Origin of the sequence: Acinetobacter sp. OYA S30 (assembly GCF_033599315.1) — a bacterium.
In the GTDB taxonomy this organism is placed as follows: Bacteria; Pseudomonadota; Gammaproteobacteria; order Pseudomonadales; family Moraxellaceae; genus Acinetobacter; species Acinetobacter baumannii.
In genome coordinates this window covers 1-1,141 of the sequence record NZ_JAWVAV010000120.1, presented here as the reverse complement: position 1 = coordinate 1,141, position 1,141 = coordinate 1, and the positions used below count along the sequence as shown (strand labels likewise).

General features: G+C 43.4%; 1 protein-coding gene. It reads right to left on the bottom strand.

Annotated elements, in window-relative coordinates:
- On the bottom strand, positions 1-1,141 hold a 1,141-nt coding region (locus R5R67_RS19395), incomplete at both ends, for a host specificity factor TipJ family phage tail protein (protein ID WP_318755199.1).

Genomic DNA, 1,141 nt, shown 5'->3' with positions numbered 1-1,141 from the left:
TAGTGGAGTACCAAAATAATCAACTACATCGTTATAAGTCCGATAGATGTTTTCAAGATCAATCTCATCGATCGAACGGCGGCCAATCTTGTCATCGAGTGCCATAGATACCAAAGCATCAGCAAAGCTCGATGTTGGAAATAGCTCTGTCGTCATTGCCCCATTTTTATAAGTCGGCAACATTCGCTGAAGATCGAAATTGATCTTACGGGACTTAACAGATAAAGCTCCAGTGGTTGCATAAGTACGTGCACGAAAAACTGTTTCATGTTCATATACTGTGCTTTGCAAAGGATAAGCACCGTAAAGCGCCTGCCACTTTACTTCATCAACTACTGTTGTAACTGCCGGAGTTGGAGTTAAACGGCGTGCACGGACGCTACAGCGCCCCTGAAACGTGACCATATCAAGTGTTGCACCAACGGTCTGACGTGACTTTGCTGAACCCTTTAGAATGATCTGCTTCAGCATTGGATTGCCAATGGCTGCACCAGATTCATTAACCGGTGTTACTTCAACTTCAATCGTGACGTTTACAGCTCCCTGATTTCCACCTGAAGAAACTGTGTAAAGTCCATTTGTGGCCACAAAGTTACATAGCACCCGACTTCGTTCAACATTGTCCAGAATGAATGGACCAATCCACTTTTCACCTATTGAACTTATCTTTGGTGATAAAGCTGTTGTTTGTTGGTTACTTAACTCTTTAAGCTTTAACCAGTTGGAGTTTACCGCAGCCGGATTAGACAATGCCATACGGTCATCAGCTACCGATAGAACGCTATATGTACCGTTTAAATCATAAGTCTGGCCGTTAAAAGTAAACGAAGCATTTGTGATTTCTACCCGGTCATTACTAACAAACTTAGTGGTTAAATCAGTATTGTTTGCAGATGCACGCAAGATCTCATTTGGATATGCAAAAAGAAGATAGTTGGTACCTTCCAAGCTTTGTGTATCAGCCGGACGCAAGATCTGGCCATTCACCGAGTTTTGATGCTGAACCGTTAGTGGCGGCGTGGTAATTTCGGTACCAAGCGAAAAATATGGCTCACCTGAAACAATATCTACACCTGGTCGAAAGACTTCTACCGATGCGCCGGCAATATCAACAATGTTGGTTTCACCGTCATATGCACCG